Annotated in this window: 22 protein-coding genes; 11 read left to right on the top strand and 11 right to left on the bottom strand. The window is 71.1% G+C overall.

Annotation, left to right across the window (positions count from 1 at the left end; genetic code table 11):
- Position 1 precedes the first annotated feature (1 nt).
- From ABZ717_RS13850 to ABZ717_RS13840, 3 genes are all read right to left on the bottom strand, one after another.
- Positions 2–733 (bottom strand): CDP-alcohol phosphatidyltransferase family protein, encoded by a 732-nt coding sequence (locus ABZ717_RS13850; RefSeq protein ID WP_358509303.1) that lies wholly within the window; start codon positions 731–733, stop codon positions 2–4.
- Entirely contained in the window at positions 726–1,379 is a 654-nt protein-coding gene (locus ABZ717_RS13845) for a GTP cyclohydrolase II (protein WP_358509300.1), read from the bottom strand. The genes ABZ717_RS13850 and ABZ717_RS13845 overlap by 8 nt, the downstream gene beginning before the upstream one ends.
- A 234-nt stretch (positions 1,380–1,613) precedes the next feature.
- Positions 1,614–2,240 carry a hypothetical protein gene (locus tag ABZ717_RS13840; RefSeq protein WP_358509355.1) on the bottom strand — a complete coding sequence of 209 codons (627 nt, stop codon included), beginning with the start codon at positions 2,238–2,240 and terminating at the stop codon, positions 1,614–1,616.
- 28 nt (positions 2,241–2,268) lie between these two features.
- Here ABZ717_RS13840 and ABZ717_RS13835 point away from each other — a divergent pair, with 28 nt between their 5' ends.
- Positions 2,269–2,562 carry a hypothetical protein gene (locus ABZ717_RS13835; protein WP_358509297.1) on the top strand — a complete coding sequence of 98 codons (294 nt, stop codon included), beginning with the start codon at positions 2,269–2,271 and terminating at the stop codon, positions 2,560–2,562.
- Positions 2,563–2,616: 54 nt separating this feature from the next.
- Here the strand turns inward: ABZ717_RS13835 and ABZ717_RS13830 are convergent, their stop codons facing one another.
- Both ABZ717_RS13830 and ABZ717_RS13825 read right to left on the bottom strand, forming a co-directional pair.
- Entirely contained in the window at positions 2,617–3,579 is a 963-nt protein-coding gene (locus tag ABZ717_RS13830) for an NAD-dependent epimerase/dehydratase family protein (protein ID WP_358509294.1), read from the bottom strand.
- Between the two features lie 57 nt (positions 3,580–3,636).
- Complete coding sequence (locus ABZ717_RS13825; protein WP_358509291.1) at positions 3,637–5,010, bottom strand: hypothetical protein; 1,374 nt, start codon at positions 5,008–5,010, stop codon at positions 3,637–3,639.
- Between the two features lie 99 nt (positions 5,011–5,109).
- Here ABZ717_RS13825 and ABZ717_RS13820 point away from each other — a divergent pair, with 99 nt between their 5' ends.
- From ABZ717_RS13820 to ABZ717_RS13800, 5 genes are all read left to right on the top strand, one after another.
- The gene (locus ABZ717_RS13820; RefSeq protein ID WP_358509288.1) at positions 5,110–5,691 is read left to right on the top strand and encodes a hypothetical protein; all 582 of its coding nucleotides are present in this window, start codon (positions 5,110–5,112) and stop codon (positions 5,689–5,691) included.
- Between the two features lie 253 nt (positions 5,692–5,944).
- Positions 5,945–6,496 carry a sigma-70 family RNA polymerase sigma factor gene (locus ABZ717_RS13815; protein WP_358509285.1) on the top strand — a complete coding sequence of 184 codons (552 nt, stop codon included), beginning with the start codon at positions 5,945–5,947 and terminating at the stop codon, positions 6,494–6,496.
- Between the two features lie 53 nt (positions 6,497–6,549).
- Entirely contained in the window at positions 6,550–7,194 is a 645-nt protein-coding gene (locus ABZ717_RS13810; protein WP_358509282.1) for an SCO family protein, read from the top strand.
- Positions 7,191–8,417 (top strand): Dyp-type peroxidase, encoded by a 1,227-nt coding sequence (locus ABZ717_RS13805; RefSeq protein WP_358509279.1) that lies wholly within the window; start codon positions 7,191–7,193, stop codon positions 8,415–8,417. Before ABZ717_RS13810 ends, ABZ717_RS13805 begins: the two co-directional genes overlap by 4 nt.
- Positions 8,418–8,524: 107 nt before the next feature.
- Positions 8,525–9,067 carry a copper chaperone PCu(A)C gene (locus tag ABZ717_RS13800; protein ID WP_358509276.1) on the top strand — a complete coding sequence of 181 codons (543 nt, stop codon included), beginning with the start codon at positions 8,525–8,527 and terminating at the stop codon, positions 9,065–9,067.
- Positions 9,068–9,242: 175 nt separating this feature from the next.
- Here the strand turns inward: ABZ717_RS13800 and ABZ717_RS13795 are convergent, their stop codons facing one another.
- Positions 9,243–10,445 (bottom strand): MFS transporter, encoded by a 1,203-nt coding sequence (locus ABZ717_RS13795; protein WP_358509273.1) that lies wholly within the window; start codon positions 10,443–10,445, stop codon positions 9,243–9,245.
- A 272-nt stretch (positions 10,446–10,717) separates the two neighbouring features.
- Between ABZ717_RS13795 and ABZ717_RS13790 the strand changes: the two genes are divergently transcribed.
- The 3 genes from ABZ717_RS13790 (at position 10,718) to ABZ717_RS13780 (ending at position 13,232) form a co-directional block, all read left to right on the top strand.
- Complete coding sequence (locus ABZ717_RS13790; protein WP_358509270.1) at positions 10,718–11,458, top strand: alpha/beta fold hydrolase; 741 nt, start codon at positions 10,718–10,720, stop codon at positions 11,456–11,458.
- A gap of 216 nt (positions 11,459–11,674) precedes the next feature.
- The gene (locus ABZ717_RS13785) at positions 11,675–12,082 is read left to right on the top strand and encodes a YciI family protein (protein ID WP_358509268.1); all 408 of its coding nucleotides are present in this window, start codon (positions 11,675–11,677) and stop codon (positions 12,080–12,082) included.
- Positions 12,083–12,086: 4 nt separating this feature from the next.
- Complete coding sequence (locus ABZ717_RS13780) at positions 12,087–13,232, top strand: DUF6596 domain-containing protein (protein ID WP_358509265.1); 1,146 nt, start codon at positions 12,087–12,089, stop codon at positions 13,230–13,232.
- Between the two features lie 12 nt (positions 13,233–13,244).
- On the opposite strand, the gene ABZ717_RS13775 is transcribed toward ABZ717_RS13780, so the two are convergent.
- Positions 13,245–15,083 (bottom strand): alpha-amylase family glycosyl hydrolase, encoded by a 1,839-nt coding sequence (locus tag ABZ717_RS13775; protein WP_358509262.1) that lies wholly within the window; start codon positions 15,081–15,083, stop codon positions 13,245–13,247.
- Between the two features lie 183 nt (positions 15,084–15,266).
- Positions 15,267–16,253, bottom strand: coding sequence for a glycoside hydrolase family 6 protein (locus ABZ717_RS13770; protein ID WP_358509259.1), 987 nt, complete (start codon positions 16,251–16,253; stop codon positions 15,267–15,269).
- Between the two features lie 249 nt (positions 16,254–16,502).
- Between ABZ717_RS13770 and ABZ717_RS13765 the strand changes: the two genes are divergently transcribed.
- Positions 16,503–17,024, top strand: coding sequence for a GNAT family N-acetyltransferase (locus tag ABZ717_RS13765; protein WP_358509256.1), 522 nt, complete (start codon positions 16,503–16,505; stop codon positions 17,022–17,024).
- 76 nt (positions 17,025–17,100) lie between these two features.
- On the opposite strand, the gene ABZ717_RS13760 is transcribed toward ABZ717_RS13765, so the two are convergent.
- The gene (locus ABZ717_RS13760) at positions 17,101–18,351 is read right to left on the bottom strand and encodes a DNA cytosine methyltransferase (RefSeq protein ID WP_358509253.1); all 1,251 of its coding nucleotides are present in this window, start codon (positions 18,349–18,351) and stop codon (positions 17,101–17,103) included.
- Positions 18,352–18,406: 55 nt separating this feature from the next.
- Here ABZ717_RS13760 and ABZ717_RS13755 point away from each other — a divergent pair, with 55 nt between their 5' ends.
- Positions 18,407–18,859: a very short patch repair endonuclease gene (locus ABZ717_RS13755; RefSeq protein WP_358509250.1), complete on the top strand. Its 453-nt coding sequence runs from the start codon at positions 18,407–18,409 to the stop codon at positions 18,857–18,859.
- Here ABZ717_RS13755 and ABZ717_RS13750 read toward each other — a convergent pair.
- Positions 18,840–19,718, bottom strand: a complete 879-nt coding sequence (locus tag ABZ717_RS13750) for an aldo/keto reductase (protein ID WP_358509247.1) — start codon at positions 19,716–19,718, stop codon at positions 18,840–18,842. The two genes, ABZ717_RS13755 and ABZ717_RS13750, sit on opposite strands and share 20 nt — an antisense overlap.
- A 181-nt stretch (positions 19,719–19,899) precedes the next feature.
- Positions 19,900–20,703, bottom strand: coding sequence for an IclR family transcriptional regulator C-terminal domain-containing protein (locus ABZ717_RS13745; protein ID WP_358509244.1), 804 nt, complete (start codon positions 20,701–20,703; stop codon positions 19,900–19,902).
- Positions 20,704–20,878 lie beyond the last annotated feature (175 nt).

Raw genomic sequence — 20,878 nt, 5'->3', positions numbered from 1 at the left:
CTCAGCTCCCTTCGGTGGCGGTGGTCCGGGGTGGGCGCGGGCGCCACAGTCCCGCCACGTCGCGTGTGAACGACCACGACAGCGCGGTCAATGCCGTGGCCACGGTGATGGTCGTTGCCGGTGGGGGAAGTATGCCCGAGACGGCGACGGTGAGCACGATGGGTTGGGCGGCGGCGATGGTCTTGCGGGCCGGGGCGGGCGGTAGGGGGTCGTGTAGTCGGGGCAGGACCAGGGCGGCGGCGCCGAACAGGTAGCGCATCGCGCCGATCAGTAGTACCCAGGGCCCCAGGTCTTGGGCGACCTGGACGCTGAGCACGAGGATGAGGAAGGCGTCGGCCTCCATGTCGAAGCGGGCGCCGAAGTCGGAGCAGGTGCGGGTGCCGCGTGCGACGAGGCCGTCGACCGCGTCCAGCGCCATCGCGGGCACGGCGAAGACGATCAGGGCCCAGGTGTGGTCGCCGTCGGCGACCAGGGCGGTGACGACGCCGATGAGGACGACGCGGGCCGAGGTGACCAGGTCGGCCGGGCCCAGGGGCCGGTGGTGGTAGCGGCGAAGGGCCGCCCTCAACAGTGCCGTGGCCAGGAGCGTGTACAGGATGGCGGCCGTCCAGCCGGGTGCGCCCAAGCCGGTGGTGAGGGTCAGGAGCGCCAGTAGGGCCGCTCCGGCGCACACGGCGATGGTGAGCGCGGTGGCCGGCCGGGCGCTCAGGTGGTGGCCGGCGCGGTCAGTCACGGGTGCCGCCGGCTCCGAGGCCGGGGGAGTGGTCCAGGTGGGGGAGGTCGTGGCCGAGCCGGTCGCGTTTGGCGGTCAGGTAGTCGATGTTGTCGGTGTGGGCGTCGACCAGTAGCGGTAGGCGGGTGGTGACCTTGAGGCCGTGGTCTTGGAGGGCGAGGACCTTGTCGGGGTTGTTGGACAGCAACCGGATCGAGCGCACGCCCTGGTGGCGCAGGATGCGGGCGGCGGGGGCGTAGTCGCGTACGTCCACGGGCAGGCCCAGCGCGGTGGCCGAGTCCACGGTGTCCAGGCCACGGCGGTCCTGTAGACCCATGGTGCGGACCTTGTCGAGCAGGCCGATGCCGCGGCCCTCGTGGCCGCGCAGGTAGACCAGGACACCGCGTCCCTCGACGATGACGCGGTCCAGGGCGGCGTGGAGCTGGTCGCCGCATTCGCAACGCAGCGCGCCGAAGACGTCACCGGTGACGCATTCGGAGTGCACGCGCACGAGGACGTCCTCGACGTCGGTGACCTCGCCCAGGACCAGGGCCAGGTGTTCCCTCCGGTCGACGGGGTCGCGAAAGGCCAGACACCGCAGGTGTGCCCCTCGCAGGGCCAGTCGGGATTCGGCGACGTCGTCCTCGCCCAGTGGGTGCTCGCTCATCGGCCTCCTTCTCCCGCCGCCGGAGGCGGCACACCCGGGCGCTTGCCCCATCGCCGTGGCCACGAAACCTGGTCCGGGCCCTGGCCCATGATCCACGGGGGTTATCGTTCGGGCGCCGTCAAGGTTCTGGAGGTGCCGGCGGTGGGATAGCACGCTTTTTCGCTATCACGCCAAAGGTGCCGAAGGTTCTTGACTCCCAGGCGCCCGAACACGCTGAAGCGCTAGCGGAGGCGCTTAGAGATAGGGCAGTTGGATTCGGATCTCTCCGCCCAGGGTGGACTCGCCTTGCAGGGTCAGGGAGTCGCCGCTCCAGAACCGGCCGGGGTCGTAGTAGCCGGGGCTTTTGCCCTTGGGCAGCAGGCCCATCTCCTCGTAGGTCAGGGCGACGACCTCGGCGCAGTAGGCGGTCTCCAGGCGTCGCTCGCGCGCGGCGCGGCCGAAGGGCATGCGTCCCAGGGCCCAGCGTCCGGCCAGTTGGGCGGTGGAGGGGAAGGGTGTGCCGTTGAGTCGGGCGACCGTGCGCAGGGCGGCGTCCTCCATGGCCCGGTCGGCGAGTGGGTCGAGTTGGCGCAGCCAGCCCTGTTGGCCGTAGCGGCGGCCCCACACCAGGACGGCGTCGCGCAGGTCGTGCAGTTGGACCCCGCGCTGGTGGGTGCCGGTCCACATGTCCACCAGGGAACGGCCCAGTTCGGCGTGCCACATCAGCGGGGGCAGGTCGTCGATGACCAGCGACATCCCGACGTGGTTGACGGGGCTGTTGGTGGTGATCTGGATGGCCCGGTCGGGCACGCTGGTGCCCCGGAAGACCCACAGGTCTCCGGTGCGGGTCGACTCCACCGCCTCGTCCAAGGACATGCTCATGTTCGTCACAAGGCCTAGCCTAGGAGCCATGAAGTGGTGGAAAGCGTTGGGAGTGGCCGCTTTCGTGGGTGTGGCGGCCAGTGGGGTGGCGATCGTGCGTGCCGAGCGGCAGCGTCGTGCCTACACCCCGGACCAGATCAGGGAGCGTCTGCACGCCCGGGCGGCCGAGATCGGTCAAGGTGAGGGCGGTGGGGTGGGGGCGCCGGACGTGCCCCAGGAGAGGGCCGAGGATCGCTCTTGGGTGGGTCGGACGCGGGCTCTGTGGCGGCGTCTTTCCCGGGCGGCGCGCCCAGGGGTGGGGCGCTCCGGTCGGGACGGGTAGCGCGAGGCCTCGCCCTCGCCCCCACCTCCGCCGGGTTCTCACGTGCCCGGCGCCCTAGCCCTGGATGTAGGCCAACAGGTTGCGTTCCACCTGCGGGTCGGGGGCCGGCTCCAGGGGTGGTTCGCCCCGTTCGCGATCCCACGCCAACACGTCGGCGGCGGTGGTCTCCAACGGGGTGGAGGGCAGTCCGACCTCGCGTGCGCGACTGAAGTCGCGTTGGAAGGACTGTTCCCAGGTGCGGTCGGAGCGCACCAGGGGGAAACGGGCCATGACGGTCTCCGGTGGCACCAGCACCAGGTCGATGCCGGCCCGGGCCGCCCGGGCGCAGGTGTGGATCATCTCGGACAGGGTGAGGGGGCGGGCCGGGCCCATGGCGTTGTACACCCCGCCCAGGTCCTGTTCGAGCAGGCGCACCACCAGGTGGGCCAGGTCGCGCACGTCCAGGATCTGCACGGGTTGGCCGGGGTCTCCGGGTAGGACGACCTTCCCGCCCCGGGCGACTCTTCGTACCCAGTAGGTGAACTGGTCGACGTTGTCGTGGGGTCCGGCGAGCATGCCGGGGCGCACGATGGTGGCGCGATCACCGAAGTGGGTGTCGAGTTCGTGTTCGCAGGCGACCTTGAGCGTCCCGTAGGTGGTCGCGCCGATCACCTCGGTGTTCCACTCCGGTTCCTTCAAGGGGGCCGTCTCATCGGCGCCGGGGCCGGCCCCGGGGGCGTACACGGCGTTGGTGGAGATGAACAGGTAGCGGTCCACCCGGTCCTGGAGAACCCGGGCGGCCTGGCGCACGTGACGCGGGACCATGCCGCTGACGTCCACCACGGCGTCGAAGGAACCCTCCTCCAGGGAGGACAGTTCCCCGTCGTCACGGTCTCCGACCAGGCGTTTCACCCCTGGGAAGAGCTCGGTGCCGGTCCGGCCCCGATTGAACAGGGTGACGTCGTGGCCCCGCTCTATGGCGTTGGTGACGATGAACCGGCCCACGAAGGAGGTACCGCCCAGTACGAGAATCCGCATGAGTGTCGACTCTAGCGGGAGGTCATCGCACCGCCCCGCACCGGCACCAGTGGTGGTTCACATGGGTTTGTCCAAGAACCCGACGTTTTCGAGCAGGGTGATGTGGTCGGTGTTCAGAGTGTGCAGGAAAGCGCCGATGTCGCGGTGCGGGGCCCGGTGCAGGGGAGCGCTGGTGCGCACCAACCCCACCTGGGACAGGCCCTCGCCGCCCAACCGGGAGGCGGGGGTGGCGGGTGGATCGACCCGGTACAGACGCCAGGCGCTGCCCCTGGGGGCCGAGGCCAGCAGCATCATCGGTCGGCTCCACACCAGCAACGCCCAGGCCTTGGGGCCTTGGGCGTGCACCAGCACGGGCCCCGGCCCCTGGACTCGCCGGTCCAGGAGTTCGACGACCCGGGCCGCCACGGGTACGGGGTTGGTGAAGGAACCGTGCACCCGGTACAGGCCGGAGTCGAACCCCACGGTCCAGCCCGGATCACCCGACTCCACCAGGAGATCGGCCAGGTGATCGTCGTCCTGGGCGGTGACGGGTTCCGGTGGCGCGGTGGCCGGGACCAGGGCGGTGAGCGTGCCCTGCCCGGTGCGGGTCAGGGCGCTCAGGCGCGAACCCAGGGTCAGGGCGTACCGCCCCTGGTGGTCCTCCCACTCCAGGAGCCCACCGTGCGCGGGGTGGCCGTCGGGGACGGTGCGGGCCTGGGCCTTCAACCCCGCGTCGGCCAGGACGCGCAGCGCCCGCTCGGTGTCCTCGTCGGGCCAGTCCGGGGGCAGGGCCAGCACCACCCGCTCCGGGGCCAGGTGTCGGGCCAGGGACCGCAACGTGGGCGCGTCGGCGCCGCGCAGCGGGGCGTACAGGCACAACTCGCTCACGGGGCCTTGCGGTAGCCGGGTCAGCAGGGAGTCCTCACCGTCGTGCAGGATCCGAGCGTCGGACTCCACCGGGTCGGTCAGCAGCAGATCCTCCACGAGGTCGGCCACCAGGGAGAGACGCTCGGCCATGGCGGCGGGCACGGCGGGCGCGCTCGCGCGCAGACGCAGCCACGCGCCCAGGTCGGCCAACGCCCAGGGCACCCCTTGGGGGCCACCGCTCAGTACGGTCCAGGGACGTCGCTCCGCGGCCGGGGCGCCACCGCCGAAGGCCGCCACCACGTGTGCTCCACCCACCAACAGCGCCAGTTCGGGCAGCGGGTCGGGGGCATCGGCCTCGATCAGGGCCAGGGTGCGGTCGGGCCGGGACAGCGCCGCCGGTTCGGCCCCGGGCGCGGTGACGCCGAGCACGGTGATCGCGGCGCCCATCTCCTGTGCGGTGGGCAGCACGTGACGTTCCAGGGCCGGCAGGTCGAGCCGGTTGCCGATGAGCACGAACTCCTGGAGGGCCGTGTCATCGGTACGCGCGGGCCACTCGCGCAGTAGGGCGAGCGGGGACAGGGTCACAAGCGGGCCTCTTCTCACACCGGGAACGTCGTCGAGTCTAGAACAGGGGACGAGGAGTCCTCCTACCCCGGTACGCGGGTGGCGTGAGCGGGTGCGACGATGAGGGCGATGTCGAAGAGTCCGCCTTGCCGAGCGCTGCGCGCCGGGGTGTTCACCCTGGTGTGCGCGAGCCTGTCCGCGATCGGACACGCGCTGAGTTCGGGGCAGGACGTACCACTGCTCGGATTGGTGCCGGGCGGCGCGCTGGTGTGGGTGATGGCCTGGGCCTCGACCACACGGCGTCTTGGGGTGTGGGCGTTGACCGCCCGCATGCTCTGGGGCCAGTTCGCGCTGCACGTGACCTTCAGCGCCGCCCAGGGATGGGGTGGCGGCCACGGTGGCCACGGTGTGGGCGAGATGGCCGCGCAGTCGATGCCGGCGTGGGCCATGATCGCGATGCACGTGGTCATGGCGTTGGTGAGCGCCTGGTGGTTGCGGTTGGGCGAGGACGCCCTCTTCGCCTTCTTACGGTTCATGGCGCTGTCCCTGGTGCCGTTGTTGCTGGTGGTCGGGGCGCTGCCGAGCCCGGAGCCGGTGCTCGCCTCCCGGTTCGCTCCACCGGACCGGCCGTTGCCGGCCGGGCCTTCGGTGCTGCGCCACACCCGGGTCCTGAGAGGTCCACCGGTCCTGCTCGCCGCCTGAGGGCGAGCGTGAACCGGCCCCTGTGGCGCGCCCGGCGCGCCGTGGCTGTGGTCGGCGTGTTCGTCCGCGGGGCGGCCCTGGCGTGTTCCCTCGGCGCCTCGTGGCGTCGCCAGGACGCCCGCGCCCTCCTGACCTCGGTCATGCCCTCCATAGGTCGTGCCGTGGCCGGGTGTGGACGCGTGCGATGACCGAAGGCTCGAATGTGATGACCGTGGGTGAAGGCGGTGTGCGCGCGACAGTGGCGACCACACCGGTGACCTCGAACGAAGAAGACCCCTCGAACCTGTCCCGTCTGGCGTTGCGCGCCGGGCGGGGCGCCCCCGAGGCGATCGACGCGCTGTTCACGCTGACCCGTGAGGACGTGCGGCGCTACATCGCTCGCAGGGTCGACCCGACCTGGGTGGACGACCTGACCCAGGAGACCTACACCCGTGCCCTGCGCGGCCTGCCCCGCTACTCGGGTCGGGCACCGGTGCGGGCGTGGTTGTTGTCGGTGGCCCGCCACACCGTGGTGGATCGCTACCGGGCGCGCGAGCGCACCCCGCGTACCGATCCGGTACGGGACGTGGAGGGCTGTCTGGGCGACGGGGCGGCCTCCCCTGGCCGTTTCGACGAGTACCTGGCGCTGGCGGCGCTGCTGGAGGAGTTGCCCGAGCAGCGCCGCCGGGCCTTCGTGCTGACCCAGGTGCACCGGGTGCCCTACGCCGAGGCCGCGGCGCTGTTGGGGGTGCCGGTGGGCACGGTGCGCTCGCGTGTGGCGCGCGGGCGCAGGGACCTGGCCCGGCTGGTGCGCGAGGCGGCGTGAGGGTCCACCGCGTGTCCTTGGACGTTGATCAGATGAGAACGGAAAGACCTGACATGAATGAACCCGTGACCGCCCGATCCGCCTCGTCCCGGCTGTGGCGGCCTGTAGGTGCGGTCGTGGCCGCGACCGCGCTGTTGAGCGGGGTGGCCTGTTCCGCCGGTGGTGGCCTGGACGAGGTCGAGCACTACATGGACCTGTCCGATGAGCCGATGGCGGCCTCCGCGGCGGAGTTGGTGGACGTGGACGGTGAGGCCTGGCGGTTCACCGACGTGGACCCCGACCGGCTCACCCTGTTGTTCTTCGGATACACGAGCTGCCCGGACGTGTGCCCGATGACCATGGCCGAGATCGACCTGGCCCTGGAGGAGGCGGGGGAGGTCGCCGATGACGTGGACGTGGTCATGGTGACCAGTGACCCGGCCCGGGACACCGACGAGCAGTTGCGTTCCTGGTTGGACCGCTTCGACCCCGGGTTCCAGGGGGTGCGGGGCGAAATCGAGGACATCGTGGCGGCCGCCGGCGACTACGGGATCCCCATCGAGGCGCCGCAGGAGACCGAGGGCGACTACCTGGTCTCCCACGGTGGGCGGATCATCGTCCTGACCGAGGGTGGTGAGGCCGCCGGCATGTTCGACGAGGGGGTGGAGGCCGACCAGGTGGCCGAACTGCTTCCGGTGTTGGCCGAGGAGTTGTTGTGAGGGGGCCCTCCCGGCGTGGACTGTTGACCGGTGGAGCGGCCGGGGCGGTGGGGTTGGCCGCCGGTGGCCTGTTGGGTGCGGGTGTGAGCCGCCCGGAGCCCGACCCGGCCTTGGCGGTGACGCTGTCCCGGGGCGGGTACCGGGACGGGTTGCCGCCGGCGTTGCTCACCCCCACCCCTTCCCATGTGCGGGTGGTGGCGCTGGAGGTGGTCGGGGACGGCCCGGAGGAGGTGGCGGCCCGGGCCGGCGAGGTGTTGGAGTCCTGGGGGGAGGAGATCCGGGCGTTGCACGAACACGGGCTGGAGGGGGTGGTGGAGGGCGCGCCCACCCAAGGGCTGCGTCCGGCCTCGTTGGGGGTCACCCTGGGGTTGGGCGGCTCCCTGTTGGAGCGGGCCGGTCTGGGCGATCGGAGACCCGAGGAGCTGGAGGATCTGCCTGACTTCGCCGGCGACCGACTCCGTGAGGAGTGGTGCGGCGGGGATCTGATGCTGCACGTGGGCGCGGAGGACCCGGTGGTGGCCGGGGCCGCCGCCCGCCACCTGGTCGACCTCGCGGGAGGGCGTGTGCGGGTGCGGTGGGCGCTGCCGGGCTTTCGGCGCGGCGCGGTCACCGCCAAGGACCCCTCGGCCACCCCGCGCAACCTCATGGGCCAGGTCGACGGCACGGTCAACCCGCACCCGGACCAGGCGGTGTTCGCCTCGCAGGTCCTGGCCGCCCACCCCGAACCGGCCACGGCGTGGATGGACGGTGGCACCTACGTGGTGGTGCGCCGGATCCGCATGCTGTTGGAGGGCTGGTTCGCGCTCTCCGAAGACGAGCGGGAACGTGTGGTGGGTCGGCGTCTGGACGATGGGGCGCCCCTGGGCGGTTCGAGGGAGGACGATCGGCCGAACCTGGTGGCCCGGGACGATGGGGGGCGGCCGGTGATCGCCCCGGACGCGCACATCCGGTTGGCCTCCCCGGAGAACACCCTGGGGGCGCGCATGCTCCGGCGCGGCTTCGACTACGACCTGGGGTGGGACTCGGAGGGGAGGGTGGACGCGGGATTGTTGTTCACCGCCTGGCAGGCCGACCCGCGTACCGGTTTCACCGCCGTGCAGCGGAGTCTGGACGAGGGCGGGGACGCGCTCGGTGAGTACATCCGCCATGAGGGGAGCGCGGTGTTCGCGGTGCCGCCGGTGAGGGACGAGGGGCAGGTGCCGGGATCGGAGTTGTGGGGGTGAGCGGCGTCACCGGGTTTCCACGTGGGTCGTGGGAACCCGGTGGGGTGCGTGGGCGACGTGTTGGGGTGAGCGTCCCCGACGGAGCGTCCCCGAAGAAAGGCACCCCCATGCGTTACCCACATCGCATCGCCCTGGCAGCCCTCGCCCTGTGTTCGGTGGTGGCCTGTGGCACCGTCACCGACCCGGGGGAGGCCGATCCGGCCGGGGCGGCCGCCGAGCCCGGTGGTCGGGCCCGTGTGGGGGAGCTGATGGTCGAGGACGCCTGGATGCCGGAGCCGGCCAACCCCGAGGTGGGGGTGGTCTATCTGACGATCACCAACACCGCCTCCGATGACGACGCCGTGGTGGGGGTGCGCACCAGCGCCTCGCCGCAGGCCGGTCTGCACAACAGCGAGAGCAACGAGGAGGGGGCGGTGATCATGCGACCGGTCGAGGAGATCCCGGTACCGGCCGGTGGCACCACCACCTTCGTCCAGGGTGGCTACCACGTGATGGTCGAAGACATCCCCGACCCGCTGCGGGTCGGGGACGAGGTCACCGTCACGATCGATTTCGCGAGTGGGGTCGAGGCGCGGTTGGAGGTTCCGGTGCTGGAGATGACCGGGGGTGCGGACCAGGGCGAGCGTTCCGAGGGGCACGACCACCACTGAGGTCACCCGAGCGCCTCCGGAGCCGTGCCCACGCCCGGGAACAACAGTAGGGAGGCCCCCCAGGACCGGCGTGGCCCGGGCCAGGGCGGCGGCCACGGCCACGAAGTGGTGATCGGTGCTCGACCACCGACGTCGCCGGGGGAGGGCGTGGGGTTCCCGAGAAGGGGCGGGCCTTTCAGCGCTCGGGTTCGGGGTCGGCCAGACGGTCCACCCCCGGAACCAGGAGCGGCAGCAGGCTGGTGGTGATGCCCACCACGGCCGCCCAGTACAGGACCGGCCGGGCGCCCACGGCCTGGGCCAGGGCGCCGGCCACCGCGTATCCGACCGGTTCCAGTCCGAAGCTGCCGACCTGGTCGACGCCGATGACCACGCTCAGTCTCTCCTGGGGGATGGAGCGTTGCAGGGCGGTGTACCAGTACACACCGAACAACATGAAACCCGCGCCGGTGGCCACGTAACCGGTCAACAGGATCGGCGCCGGCACGGTCAGGGCCAACCCGAGCAGGGGCAGCGGGAAGAACAGCGTCCCTACCAAGGACACCAGCCCCGGACGGGCCGGGTTCCACCGGGTGGACAGGACTCCGCCCACCAGTTGCCCGGCGGCCATGCACGACAGGGCCAGTCCGTAGACGGGCGCGGGATAGGAGTCGGCGACCACGATCGGCAACAGCACGAACCCGGGGGCCAGCGTGGTCGGGGCCTGGAGGGTGGCCACCGCGATGATGGCCAGTACCCAGGGGCGGCGCACCACCTCGCACAGGCCCGCGCGCAGGCTCGCCCCCATGGTCTCGGTGGTCCGCTCGCCGATGGGCGGGGTCTCGCGGATCAGTGCCAGCACACCCGCGCACACCACGAACAGGGCGGCGATGAGCCAGAACACGGTGCGCACGTCCAAGACCACGACCAATACCCCGGCCAGAGCGGGACCGGTGATACCGGCGGCGCGGCCCACGATGTTGCGCAGGGCGTTGGCCTCCCGTAGCCGCTCGGCGGGCACGATCAGTGGCATCATCGAACCGGCGGCGGGTTCGGCCACCGATCCCGACACCCCGCTCAGCGCCGCCAGGACCAGTGGCCACCAGGCCGCGTCGGGGCCCAAAGCGAAGGCGGCCATCACCGCCGCCTGCACGGTGTCGTTGAAGACCAGTGCGGTGGACTTGCGCACCCGGGTGAGCAGGGCGCCGGTCAGCAGTGCGAACAGTGACCCGGTGGCCCCTCGTCCCCCCAACACCAGGCCCAGCAGCAGGGGACCATGTTCGACCAGCACCAGGCCCACCATCGCCACGGGGAGCATCTCGGCCCCCAGGTCGCCGAGGCCGCGGCCTGTCAGCAGCAGGCGTAGACGCCGGTGCCGTAGCGCCCCTGGAACCCACCCCACCGCACGCCCCTCGCTCCGGATCGTCGACCAGCGGTCAGTGTGCCTGACCCGGAGCCGCCCACACGAGTGGTTTTCGCGCCTGCGGGTGGTGGGCAGGCGAGGTGGTAAGGGCCGGTGTGGTCCGGTGCCGAGGCGAGAGCGGGTGGACGGCTGATGGACGTGTGCGAGTTCGGTCACGGGGAGGAGGCGGGTGGGTGCTCCCGGTTGTCCGAAAATGATTACCGACTGGTAGGTTCGCTTTGTTACCCGTAAGTAAGAAGGCGAGCAGACCCGTGCACGAGGGCGCCCTGACCCGGCTCAGATCCGTACCCCACAGCCGTTTTCGGCTCTTCGTCCTGCACCACGCGGGCGGCTCGCACCTGGGATACCGCGGGTGGGTTCGGCACTTTCCCTCCGACTGGGAGATCTGCCTGGTGGACGCCCCCGGGCGGGCGCGCAGGTCCGGCGAGGAACCCTTCCGCGAGGCCGGATCCCTGGCCGATCACCTGTGCGACGTCGTGCGTCCCGAACTCGACCGCCCCTACGGTCTGTTCGGGCACAGCATGGGCGCCCTGATCGCCTACGAGATGACCCACCGCCTGACCGAAACACCGCCCGCCTGGCTGGGCGCCTCCTCTTGGAGCCCCGCCCCCGGCCCCGAACGGGCCCAACCCCGACATCGCGTCCCCTCCGGACGCCTGCGTGAGGCCATCGCGGAGATGGGCGGCACCCCGCACCACGCGCTGGAGGACCCCGAGCTGTGGGCCTACGTCGAACCGCTGGTCCGCGCCGACCTGCAGGTGGTCGACACCTGGAGCCCCGACCCCCAGGCCCCGCCCCTGCGGGTTCCGCTGTCGGTCTTCGGTGGCGCCGAGGACCTCGGTATGACCCCCGAGCGCCTGTCCGGTTGGGGCGACCACGTCCAAGGCGACTTCGCACACCACACCCTGCCCGGCGGTCACTTCTACTTCACCGGCCGCACCGGCGAGCTGGTCGCGCGCATCACCAAGGACATCCAGGCCGTCCTTCCCTGACCCCCGGACTTGTCCACAGGCCACCTCACCGAGGGTGGCGCGGGGGCCTTCGTTGTGGTGACCTGGACCTATCGGGGGATCTCGCGCGCCGCCGGCCGCGGTGTGACCGCTCCCTTCCACGAAAAAACCTTCGCCCGGATGTCGAGAACCCGTGGCCCGCTCCGTCCCAGGGATGAAGGCGACCATGATGGGTCGCGGAGACCGAGGAGGATCACCATGGCCAAGTATCTGTTGCTCAAGCACTACCGGGGCGCTCCGGCGGCGGTCAACGACGTGCCCATGGACCAGTGGACGTCGCAGGAGATCTCCGCGCACATGAAGTACATGCGCGACTTCGCCGACCGGCTGGAGAAGAGCGGGGAGTTCGTCGACGCCCAGGCCCTGGCCCCAGAGGGCACGTTCGTGCGCTACGACGGAGAGGGCCGGCCGCCGGTCACCGACGGTCCCTTCGCCGAGACCAAGGACCTCATCGCCGGATGGATGGTCATCGACGTCGACAGCCGTGAACGCGCCCTGGAACTGGCCGCGGAGCTCTCGGCGGCCCCCGGCGCCGGCGGGCGGCCCATCCACGAGTGGCTCGAACTGCGACCCTTCCTGACCGAGCCGCCCACCATCGAGGACTGAGCCGGTGGACGAGGTCCTGCTGCGCGGCCTCACCCCGAGCGTCCTGACGATCCTGGTCCGTCGCGGAGCCGAATTCGCGGCGGCCGAGGACGCCGTGCAGGACGCCCTGGTCGAAGCCCTACGTGTGTGGCCCACCGATCCACCCCGGGACGCCAAGGGGTGGTTGGTCACCGTGGCCTGGCGACGGTTCCTCGACGCGGCCCGTTCCGAGAGCGCCCGCCGTCGACGAGAGGAGCTCCTCCAAGGAGAACCGGAGCCCGGGCCCGCGCCCGGGGTGGACGACACGCTCCGGTTGTACTTCCTGTGCGCCCACCCGTCCCTGAGCTCCTCGTCGGCGGTCGCGCTCACCCTGCGCGCGGTCGGTGGGCTGACCACCCGCCAGATCGCTCGCGCCTACCTGGTGCCCGAGGCGACCATGGGTCAGCGCATCAGCCGCGCCAAGCGCACCGTGGCCGGGGTGCGCCTGGACCGTCCTGGCGACGCGGCCACCGTGCTGCGCGTCCTCTACCTGGTCTTCAACGAGGGCTATTCCGGTGAGCTCGACCTGGCCGCCGAGGCGATCCGGCTCACCCGCCGGCTCCACGCCGCCTTGGAGCATCCGGAGTCGGCCGGGCTGCTCGCCCTCATGCTGTTGCACCACGCCCGGCGCCCCGCGCGGACCACGTCCGAGGGGGCTCTGGTGCCGCTGGCCGAACAGGATCGGCGTCGTTGGGACACCGGGGCGATCTCCGAGGGGATCGGGATCCTGCGGGCGGCCCTGGACCGGGACCGGTTGGGCGAGTACCAGGCCCAGGCCGCCATCGCCGCGCTGCACGCGGACGCGCTCAGGGCCGAGGAGACCGACTGGGTACAGATCGTGGAGTGGTACGACGAACTCGTCCGACTGAACCGGAGCCCGGTGGTGAGACTGAACCGAGCGGTGGCCGTCGGTGAGGCCGACGGACCGGCCGCCGGCCTGGCGGCGCTCGCCGAACTGGACGAGTCGTTGCCCCGCCACAGCGCGGTGGCGGGGCATCTGCACGAGCGTGCCGGTGACCTGGACACCGCGGCCCGCTTGTACGTCGAAGCCGCCCGCAAGGCCACCAACCTGGCCGAACGCGAACACCTGACGCGCCGGGCGGCACGTCTCGACCACCGCCCGGGGCATTGAGGTTCGACCACCTCAGCCGAGGGTGGACAGGGTGCTGGTGCCCATGGCCACCACGAACCCCGGACCGTCGGCCTCCAGCGCCACCTCGCCCTCCAGCCGGGCCTTGATCCCGCCGCCGCTCTCGACCACCTTCAGGTCCCGGGCGTCCAGGTCGCCCAGGGCACCACCGACCTCTCCGTGCGGCCCATCGGTCAGGTGCACCAACACCACCTGCTCGCCCAGGGTGCGCAGGAACGTCATGTGGTGCTCACCGGTGTCCAACCAGCGCAGACCCCCCGACTGCAGCGCCGGCAGCTCCCGGTGCAGCGCCAACAGTCGACGGTGGGCCGCCAGCACCTCGGTGTCCCAGTCCCGGGTCCGGTGCCAGGGCATCGTGCGCCGCGAGTTCTCCCCATCGCGCCCCAGCAGCCCGATCTCGTCCCCGGCGAACACGAACGGGACCCCCGGCAGGGTGGCCTGGGCGGCCACACCCACCGCCTGGCGCACCGCGTCACCCACCACCGTGCGAAAACGCGCCGAGTCGTGGGTGCTCAGCGCGTTCACGCTGTGCGTCCGCACCCGCCAGGGCAGCCCCGCGTTGGCCGCCCGCAGCGCCCGCACCGCCTCGGCGGCCCCGCTGGAGGGCAGCGGAGCCGAGGTGTGCGTGGCCGCGTACCGCACCCCCTCGGGGCCGGTGTTCAGCCACGCCCACACCGGGCGGGTGAACCCGGCGTAGTTCATCACACCGTGCCAGCCGTCGTGGCGGGTGTCGGGGCCGGCGTCGTAGAAGTGCTCGGCCAGCAACCATGCGCGTGGGGCGGCCTCGCGCATGCGCGAGGCGATCTCACCGGACACCTCGTGGTTGAGGTCCAGGGCGCCCAGGCGACCGGTCATGTTGGCCACGTCGATCCGCCACCCGTCCAGCGGATCCTCGCCGACCAGGCGTGAGACCAGCACCGAGTCATCGGCTCCGTACACGCGCTCGCGCAGTTCGGTGTCGGTGTAGTCGAGCTTGGGCAGGGAGCGCACCCCCAGCCAGCTCACGTACTCCTCCGGATGGGAGGTGAAGTGGTAGAAACCGGCCTCGGCCGAGTCGGCGTCGGCCTTGGCGGCGCGGAACCACTCGTGCTCGTCGCCGGTGTGGTTGGTGGTCAGGTCGCCCATCACCCGCATACCGCGCGCGTGCGCCTCGCGGACCAGGGCGCTCAGTGCCGCGTCGCCGCCCAGCCAGGGGTCGACCTCGTCGAAGGAGGAGGCGTCGTAGCGGTGGGTGGACCTGGCGGGGAAGAAGGGGGTCAGGTACACCACCTCGGCGCCCAGGTCGGCCAGGTGGTCCAGGTGCCGGCGCACGCCTTCCAGGGTGCCGCCGTAGAACTCCCGGGACGCCAGGAGGCCGGACCCGGCGGGTTCGTGGTCCCAGTCCCGGGGCAGGGCCCACTCGGGGTGGTCGGCCGGGGAGTCGACGGAGTCGTCATCGCGGGCGAAGCGGTCGGGGAAGATCTGGTAGACGGTGGTCGCCGGTACCCAGTCGGGTGGGGCGGGGGAGTCCAGGAACCGGAAGTCGCCGTCGTCGGTGACCTCGTGGTCGTGCGGGCCCTCCTGGTTCAGCCAGGTGTAGTGGCGATCGCGCACGATGGCGAACCGGTAGGTGGTGACCACCTCCAGCCGGGGCAGGTCCACCCCGTACCAGCTCACCCCTTCGGCCTGGTGTTCCAGGCGGGCCTCGACCAGTACGGCCTCGCCGTCCTCCACCAGGCGCGCGTACACCCCGTCGGCGTCGCCGGGGACCCGAACCCGCACGTGGACGTGGTCCCCGTTCACGGTCAGGTAGTCGGGGGAGCCGTCGTGATGGGGGTCGTGGCTGAACCGCATGTGGGGACACTCCAATGAGGCCGGTTGGAAGAATCTCCCACATCATTGCAAGAAAACGTCGCGTACGCGAAAGAGTTTTCGCCCGTTTCTTGCGTTGAGGGGTGTGAAGGCCGCCGGAGCCGGAACCGGTCGGCTCCGGCGACCTCCTTCACGCGACGGGAACCGGCCGCCGCGTGCGTTCGGTCAGGCGCCGGCGTTCTCGGCCAGTTCGTGGGCGATGTCGGGGATGAAGGAACCGGCCGGTCCCGCGCACCCGTCGGCCTCGCCGGGCAGCTTCACCCACACGAAGGCGTCCACGACCGGGCTGCCGGTGTCGGAGGTGGTCGGGGTGCCCAGGGCGCGGCCGGGCGGGTCGCACCATTCGCTGTCGTCGGCGGGGCCGTTGCCGTTGCGGCTGGTGTCCACGATCGCGGTCAGGTCCAGGCCACTGGCGGCCACGATGGCCTCGGCGTGGGAGACCTCGTCGGCCGTGGTGCGGTAGTTGGAGACGTTGGTGGCGATGCCGTGGGCGGTCTCGCCCGCGTCCACGCCGTGCAGCAGCTCGGCGATGTCCTCGGGGGTGTGCCAGTTCGAGTTGCCTACGTCGAGGTAGACGCGCGCCTGGTCGGAGGCCTGCCGAAGGGTGCCGCCGGCGTAGGAGATGGACTCCATGACCTCGGCGGGCGGTTGGCCCTCGCAGCTGCCCATGAGCGAGAGCGCGTCGGGCTCGATCACGATGGTGGCGGGGCGACCGTCCAGGCCGGCGGCGAAGGAGTCGATCCAGGAGCGGTAGGACTCGTGGTCGGGGGCGCCGCCGTCACTGTGGTTTCCGCAGTCACGGCCGGGGACGTTGTAGACGACCATGACGGGTACGGTGCCGTCGGCCTCCGCGGCCGAGGCCAGGGCGTCCACCTCGGCCTCGATGGTGGTGGGGTCGTAGTTGGCGAACCAGGTCGCCTGGGCCACGCTCGCGATGCGCTCCTCGATGAGCGCGGCCCGTGGGTCGTCGGGGTTGTCGGCCACCCATCGGGCCGCGGAGGCGTCGGGGTTGACGTAGAACCCGCTGTCCTGGGTCGCTTCGGGGACTTCTTCGGCGTGGGAGACGGTCTGTGCGGGGGTGGCGCAGCCTGCGACGAGCAGGCCCAGCGCCACTGTGGTCACGGCCCTCAGGGCCGTGCGTGGTGTCGTCATCTCTCGTTCACTACTCCTAGCGGATCGGAGTCGGGGGATAGGGATGGACCAGAATGTGGGAGCGCTCCCAATTTGGAACCCTAGCGACCGCCGCGCTCCGTGTGAAGGGGGTCACGGAAAGCTTCCAGCGTCGGAACCTCCGGTCGAGGAGGCCCTGTCGGTCAACGCCCAGGCCTGCCGGGGCAAGGTATTCGGACTCATGTGGCAGCCCCCCTGTGCCGGTGCTTCGTAGAGCGCTAACGTTGTGATATGAGCCTTGAGCTGCCAACCGACCGACTCCTGATCAGGGAGTGGGAGCTGGACGACGCCGAATCGGCCCTGAGGGTGTACGGGGCCGACGAGGTCGCGCACTGGCTGACGCCGGAATGGCAACCGGTGACCGACGACAGCGCCATGCGCTCGGTGCTCCACGCCTGGATCGAGGCGGGACCGAACCTGATCCCACCCGCCGGGCGCTGGGCGATCGTTCGCAAGGAGGACGGAGAGCTGGTGGGAGGGCTTTCACTGAAGCTGCTCCCGCCCTTCGAGGAGGACTTCGAACTGAGCTGGGCCCTTCGACCGGAGGTGTGGGGCCAGGGGTACGCGACCGAGGCCAGCCGGGCCATCATCGCCTGGGCCTTCGAGCAGGGCATCGAGGAGGTGTTCGCGGTCGCCCGGCCCAAGAACGAAAGAGCCATCGCGGTGGCCCGAAGACTGGGTATGGAATGGGTCGGCGAGACCGAGAAGTACTACAACATGCGTCTGCAGGTCTTCCGCCTGCGACCGGGATAGTCCCACCTTCCACAGGCACGGGGTCCGCCGGAGGCATCGACGGGCCCTTCGCCATGGCGGGCTCGCCCCCGCCGACTCAGGGTGCCGTCGGGCGCGGGGGATCGGCGACCACGCCCACCCCCACCAGGTACCGGTACACCTGGCCGGCCAACGCCGAGGCCAGCCCCACCGGCACGGCGTTGCCGATCTGGCGGGCGATCTGCAGCTTGCTCCCGCACCAACGGAAGTCCTCGTCGAAACCCTGGATGTGGGCGGCCTCCATGTGCGTGATCGGCCGGTGCTCACTGGGATGCAGGTAGCGCCCCTTCTCGGGTTTGAAGAACTCGGTGCGGATGGTGACCGAGGGGCGATCCGTGCGCAGACGGCCCATGACGTCACCGGTCCCGGTCCGGTGCCGCAACCAGGCACGCGTGGACAACTCCGGTGGCAGGTCGTTGCGGTTGCCCCCGGGCGGGATCGCCTCATAGCGCAGGCGCGACAGGGGCCTGGGGTTACGGCCCAGGTGCAGCTCGAAGGTCCGGTAGGCCCCGGGAAGCTCGACCCCCAACGGTGCGCAGGAACGCGCGGGCAGTTCGGTCGTGGTGGTCGCGCGCGGGGTCTTGGCGAAGATCGACTCCACCGTCTCCCACGGCGACAGCGGCGCGCCGCCCCCCAACATGGGTTCGACCGGTCCGGGCATCGGGCCACCGTGCCGGACGCGGGTGTGCGTGGGGCGGGGGTGGTCCAGGCCCAGCCCTTCGGGGGCGGCGGCGAGCACGTCTCGTCGGGTGGCCAGCACGATGGCCCGCCGGCGGGCCTGGGGGACCCCGTAGTCGGCCGCGTTCAGCACCCGGGCCTCGGTCAGTTCGTACTCGCCCAGCAGCCCGCCCGGGTCCTCGGTCTCGGCGCGCAACAGCGCGTACTCTCCCGAGTCCAGGAACCTCGCCACGTTCTCGATCACGAACACCTTGGGACGCAGGGCCCGCACCACCCGCACGTACTCACGCCAGAGCACGTTGCGCACGTCGCCCTGGTCGCCGAGCAGGTTCTTCTTGTTGAGCGCCGAGAACCCCTGGCAGGGTGGGCCGCCCAGGATGACGTCCACTTCCTCTTGGACCACACCGGGATCCCAGGCCTCGATGTCACCGGCGTGGACGCGTTCGATACCGGTGTGCTCACCGAAGTTGGCCGCGTAGGTGGAGGCCGCCGCCAGGTCGTGCTCGACCGCGCCCACGGTACGGAAAGGGGAGTCGTCGCGTCCTGGTGTCCGGTAGGAGTGGAAGCCCGCGGTGAGCCCGCCACACCCCGAGAACAGGTCGACGATGGTGATCGAGTCGTCCGTGAGCATGAGGTTCAAGATAGATGAGGCGTCTCGCGTGGGCGAATCGTTAGGATCGAGGGCGATGGACGCGCGACGGCCGACACGAGCGGCGAACGAGGGCACCCGTAAGAGCATGCGGTCCAACAAGGGGCGTGACACCCGGCCCGAGTTGGCGATCCGCCGCAGGGTGCACGCGGCCGGGTTGCGCTACCGGGTCTCGGCGCGACCCCTGGCGGGGTTTCGGCGCACGGCCGACCTGGTGTTCTCCCGGATCAAGGTCGCGGTGTTCGTCGACGGTTGTTTCTGGCACGGTTGCCCCCAACACCACACCAAGGCCGCCACCAACGCCGGCTACTGGGCGGAGAAGGTGCGCGTCAACCGGGCACGCGACGCCGAGACCAACGCCCGGCTGAACGAGGCGGGGTGGCACGTGGTGCGGGTGTGGGAGCACGAGGACCCCGACGCCGCGGCCGCGCGCGTGATCGCCGAGGTCCGCGCCGTGCGCGGAACACGCCCTAGGACAGGAAGCGGCTGATCCGCTCGACCTCTTCCTCGGAGAGCCGTACGGCGGCCGCGGCCGTGTTCTCCTCCAGGTGCGCCACCCTCGAAGTGCCCGGGATGGGCAACATCACGGGGGAGCGGTGCAACAGCCAGGACAGTGCCAGCCGGACCGGGCTGGTGTCGTGTTCGGCGGCGATGGAGGCGAGCGGGGAGTGGGGTGAGGCCATCTCCCCGCTCCCGACCGGCGCCCAGGGCAGGAAGGCGATGCCGTCCTTCTCGCACTGTTCGAGTACGTCCTCGGACTGGCGAAAGGAGGGGGCGTACTGGTTCTGCACCGAGACGATCGGGGTGATGGCGCGGGCCGCCGAGAGCTCGTCCACACTCACCTCGCTCAGCCCGATGTGTCGGATCTTGCCCTCTTCGCGCAGTTCCACCAGGGCGCCGAGCTGGTCGGCCAGCGGCACCTGGGGGTCGATCCGGTGCAGTTGCAGCAGGTCGATGCGTTCCAGGCCCAGGTTGCGCAGGCTCAGCTCCACCTGCTGCTTGAGGTAGGCGGGGTGGCCCAGTCTGTGCCACTGGGAGGGGCCGGTGCGGGCGAACCCGGCCTTGGTGCCGATGACCAGGTCCTCGGGGTAGGGGTACAGGGCCTCCCTGATGAGCTGTTCGCCGATCTGGGGGCCGTAGGAGTCGGCGGTGTCGATGAAGTCGATGCCCAGTTCGACGACGCGGCGCAGCACCGCCAGGGCCTCGTCGCGGTCACGGGGCGGGCCCCACACCCCCTCGCCGACGAGGCGCATCGCCCCGAACCCCAGGCGATGGACGCGCAGGTCACCGCCCAGTGTGAGTGAGCCCGCCTGCCGTGCGATGGGGGTGGTGATGTGTGCGTCGGTCACGGTGTCCCTTCCGAAGCGGCGCCAGGGCCGGATTCCCGCCATGGTGTCAGTTCACCGGCGGCGCGGCTCGTTCTCGCGTGGTCGTGTCGCCGCCGGGTTCGGGCAGGATCCCAGCCCGGGCTCGGGCCCCGCAAGGCCCGAGCCCATGCGCGGGTGCGAGGTTCCGGGTCGGGTGAGGCCTTCAGCGGGTGGCGTCGCGGCGGGCCACGGCGGCCAGGTCGGCCTCGATCCGGGCGGTGGTCTCCAACAGCGCGGGCAGCAGGTCGCGGCGCACGTCGTCGATGGAGGAACGGTTGGCGTGGGCGGAGACGTTGGCGGCGGCGATGACCTTGCCGTCGGTGTCGCGGATGGGCGCGGCCAGGGAGCGCAGACCTTCCTCCAGTTCCTGGTCGACGATGGCGTAGCCCTGTTCGCGTACCTTGAGGATCTCCGAGCGCAGCCGGGCGGTGTCGGTGATGGTGAAGCGGGTCAGGGAGGGGAGTTCGACCCGGTCCAGGTAGCCGGTGAGGGCGGCCTCGCCGAGCCCGGCCAGTAGGACACGGCCCATGGAGGTGGCCGCGGCGGGGAAGCGGGTGCCCACGGTGATGGCCACGGCCATGATCCGGGAGGTGGCCACGCGGGCCACGTAGAGGACGTCGTCGCCCTCCATCACCGATACCGAGGCGGACTCGCGCACGCGCTGGGAGAGGTCCTCCAGGTGTGGTTGGGCGACGTCGGGCAGGCCGGCGGAGGCCACGTAGGCGTAGCCCAGTTCCAACACGCGCGGGGTCAGGCAGAACATGCGCCCGTCGGTGCGCACGTAGCCCAGGTCCACCAGGGTGAGCAGGAAGCGTCGGGCGGCCGCGCGGGTGAGGTCGGTGGCGCGGGCGACCTCGCTGAGGGTCATGGAGGGTCGTTCGGCGGAGAAAGCGCGAATGACGGTCAGTCCCCGTTCCAGGGACTGGACGAAGTGGGCTCCGCGTCGAGGCGCGTCTTCGGTGGTCATGGAGCCTTCCGGGTCGGGGGGTCGGGTGCGTTCCGCCGTCGGGCGCTGCTCGGCCCACGGACGATGTTCTCATACCGAACACATGTCGAATCTCTTGACCCGTTCTGTGACCGGCGCTACTGTCGTACCCAAGATGTTCGCACTGTGAACATGCATTCGCTATACGAACGGGAGG

Source organism: Nocardiopsis sp. NPDC006832, assembly GCF_040635885.1.
In the GTDB taxonomy this organism is placed as follows: domain Bacteria; phylum Actinomycetota; class Actinomycetes; order Streptosporangiales; family Streptosporangiaceae; genus Nocardiopsis.
The sequence above is the reverse complement of the archived record's forward strand: the minus strand, read 5'-3'. Positions and strand labels throughout refer to the sequence as shown.